The organism is Flavobacterium sp. UBA4854, assembly GCF_002399805.1.
GTDB lineage: Bacteria > Bacteroidota > Bacteroidia > Flavobacteriales > Flavobacteriaceae > Flavobacterium > Flavobacterium ginsengisoli.
In genome coordinates, this window is record NZ_DHEI01000105.1 from 65,678 (window position 1) to 68,820 (window position 3,143).

4 protein-coding genes and 2 pseudogenes are annotated in these 3,143 nt (G+C 33.0%); 1 reads left to right on the top strand and 5 read right to left on the bottom strand.

What is annotated here, in order from left to right; translation table 11 throughout:
- The 3 genes and pseudogenes from B3J44_RS15635 to B3J44_RS24265 all read right to left on the bottom strand — a co-directional run.
- A partial coding sequence (locus tag B3J44_RS15635; RefSeq protein ID WP_286969513.1) for a TIGR02757 family protein occupies positions 1-743 on the bottom strand: 743 nt, incomplete at its 3' end.
- A 120-nt stretch (positions 744-863) separates the two neighbouring features.
- Positions 864-1,313, bottom strand: a pseudogene (locus B3J44_RS24260) (ABC transporter ATP-binding protein); the annotation flags it as partial.
- Between the two features lie 216 nt (positions 1,314-1,529).
- Positions 1,530-1,742, bottom strand: a pseudogene (locus B3J44_RS24265) (ATP-binding cassette domain-containing protein); the annotation flags it as partial.
- Between the two features lie 221 nt (positions 1,743-1,963).
- Between B3J44_RS24265 and B3J44_RS15645 the strand changes: the two are divergent.
- Positions 1,964-2,248: a hypothetical protein gene (locus B3J44_RS15645; protein WP_198857087.1), complete on the top strand. Its 285-nt coding sequence runs from the start codon at positions 1,964-1,966 to the stop codon at positions 2,246-2,248.
- A 26-nt stretch (positions 2,249-2,274) separates the two neighbouring features.
- Here B3J44_RS15645 and B3J44_RS15650 read toward each other — a convergent pair whose 3' ends face one another.
- Positions 2,275-2,577 (bottom strand): DUF6787 family protein, encoded by a 303-nt coding sequence (locus B3J44_RS15650; RefSeq protein WP_111366773.1) that lies wholly within the window; start codon positions 2,575-2,577, stop codon positions 2,275-2,277.
- Positions 2,578-2,608: 31 nt separating this feature from the next.
- The gene (locus B3J44_RS15655) at positions 2,609-3,046 is read right to left on the bottom strand and encodes a DUF6146 family protein (protein ID WP_198857088.1); all 438 of its coding nucleotides are present in this window, start codon (positions 3,044-3,046) and stop codon (positions 2,609-2,611) included.
- Between the last annotated feature and the right edge of the window lie 97 nt (positions 3,047-3,143).

Here is a 3,143-nt window from a genome sequence, read left to right on the forward strand (position 1 = left end):
AATCCAAATAAAGCGAAATCATATTTTACAGGATCTAAAGCATCCATTTCTCTTAACTTAGTGTCTAATTCAAGTAAAGCTTTGGCATCATTTTGCTTTCGAGAAAGAATACCAAGTTTACGAGCAACATTTCCAGAATGTACATCTAGTGGGCAAGATAAAACTGAAGGAGAAATGCTTTTCCAAATTCCTAAATCGACTCCTTTTGCATCTTGTCGCACCATCCATCGCAGATACATGTTGATTCTCTTAGCCGCTGAATTGTTCAACGGATCTGAAATATGTTTCTGAGTTCTTGCTAAATGATCTGTTTCGAAAAATATTTTTTTGAATTCGCTGATACTTTTCTGCAAACTATCTTTTTCCTGATTTTTAGCAAAGACATTTTCTAAGCCGTTGTGGTTTTCGTAAATGTTTTTTAAACCTTTGATAAAACCAGCAAAATCATTTCCGTTGAAAGTTCTATGTACAAACGTTTCTAGTTTGGCTAAATCTTCATCAGTATGTGACATAATGAAATCGTAAGGCGTGTTGCCCATTAATTCCATCATTTTATGCGAATTTTTTATAATCATTTTACGATTTCCCCAAGCAATAGAAGCGCTTAAAAAACCTGCGATTTCTATATCTTCTTTTTGAGTGAAGAGATGCGGAATTTGAACAGGGTCACTTTCGATGAAATCCTGATTGTTATATTGAATGACTTTTTCGTCTAGAAATTCTTTGAGTTCTTTTTGGTTCATGTTGAAATGAAATCTTCTTATGTGTTCGAGTGCCCTAGCCCTGATGGGAGGGAAAATCCTTTTATGCCGGGGTTCGGCATAAAAGATTGGAAGGACAGCAGGAAATAGCTCCTGATTATTCTAATTGCTGATTTGGCCGTCAACCATAACTAATTTTCTATCAGCCATGTTGGCTAATTCTTCGTTATGTGTTACAATAACAAAAGTTTGTCCGAACTCATCACGAAGCTTGAAAAATAGCTGATGCAGGTTTTCTGCAGAATGAGTATCTAGATTTCCAGAAGGTTCATCGGCAAAAATGACATCTGGTTTATTGATTAAAGCTCTCGCAACGGCAACACGCTGTTGTTCTCCGCCTGAGAGTTCGCTTGGTTTATGATTAATTCTGTGCGAAAGCCCAAGATAATTCAATAATTTTTTTGCTTCTTCTTCTGTTTCGGCTGTTTTTTTGCCTGCAATATGAGCTGGAATGCAGACATTTTCTAATGCTGTAAACTCAGGCAAAAGCTGATGGAATTGAAAAATGAATCCTAAATTTAAATTTCTAAAATCGGATAAAATTTTGTCTTGTTTGCTTTTCTTTTTGAAATAGCGGCTGTAATAAAAAAACAATAATAGAGTAGGTGCAAGTATTACTGCCCATGTGCCATAGCCGAAAATATCATTTTCTATTTTACTTCTAAAAAATAATACAAAAACTGCTAATAAAACAAAGTAAAAAGCTCCTAACCAAGTAATGATTTTGAATGCCTTTTTTTGGTTTGAATTGTCATTTTTGATGTTTTGCAGTTCCAAAACATTTTTTCCGTTAATAGTTAGAGATGAATCTGGATTATGATCGGGTTTATCTAAAGTTCCTAGAATTTGTAATAAAGTTGTTTTTCCAGCACCCGAAGCACCAACGATAGAAACAATTTCGCCTTTTTTAATATGTAAATCGACACCTTTTAATACTTCAAGTTTGTCGTAGAATTTATGAATGTTTTTTGCGTGTATCATTTGATGAAACTGTTTTTACAAAGAAACGAAGATTATGCTCAAAATCAAATTACAATATGTAAAATCCCAAATTCCAAAAAGAGCGAGTTGATTTTATAAAATCTAAAATTTAAAATCGGTACGTAAATTGATATGGGAATATTGAAAATTAAATTTAGAAAAGAAATAATAGTATTTCGAGAATAATTTTTAATTTCGATTAACTTAAAAATGAATGTGTTATGCAAGATTTAGAAGTTGCAGAAGATGACAGAATGTCGAAACTCCTCATTGGATTGGTTTTGGACGGAATTGGTATGATTTCTTTTTCGATTCCTTTTCTAGGGGAGTTTTCAGATGTAATTTGGGCGCCGATTGCCGCGCTAATTATGTCAAGAATGTATAAAGGAAGAGTAGGGAAAGTGGCAGGAGTCTTGACTTTTCTAGAGGAAATATTGCCTTTTACTGATGTCATTCCGTCTTTTACTCTTACTTGGATTTATACTTATTTCTTTCAAAAAAAATAAAAAAAATCTAGAGCTATAGAAGGGGACTAATCCTTAAATAAAAAACCAAGTCCCATGTTTTTAAGCATTTTCTTTTCGAAGTTCCAAAAGAATTTAAATTGTCCAAAAATAGTTCCGATTGCAACTAATAAAACTTGGTAAATTGGAAAGATAATTATAAGGCGAATGAGTGTAAACCAGCCTCCAAAATCTTCTTTAGTAATTCCCAGCCAAACGCAGAATGGTTTAGATAGCCACGCAGATGCCGATCCTGTGATGGCAAAAACGATAAATATAATTATGGCTTGTAAATTGGAGGTGATTCCCCAGCGTTTTTTTAATCTGTTCATTGCTATTTGTAATGATTACAAATATAGTATATTATCTTGAGGGAACATAACCCCAAAGCTTTTGTTTGTAAGTATTTTGAAAATAAATCATGTAATTGTAAATTAAGTAATTTACTTCGTAGCCATAATGAATATCTGGGCGATAATCAATAGACATTTCGTATAAATTTGGATTGTAACGCTGTGGTTGTAAAACACGATTGTTCCATTCGGTTACGTACAGATTGTTTTTGTTTTCAAGATATTGCAATGAATAATAGTTTCGTGGATAGGCTCTAGAAGCGAGCCAAGTAGAGAATCCATTATCAATGATGATAACTTCGTATTCTAATGAATCATTTGCAATTCTAACGGTATCATTTACTTTTTTGTTTGGTGTAGCAGTATCTGTACTGGCGATATTCTTAGAAGCCGATGAACACGCAATAATGGTAAATAAAACAATTAATATGGAAATGCACTTTTTCATGTCTTAAATTTACGAATATTTTTGTTAGGTTCAGAGAGGCAAAGGTTCAAAGTAACAAAGGTTTAACTTCTTGCTAAAAAACTCAAAAAAAGGATTA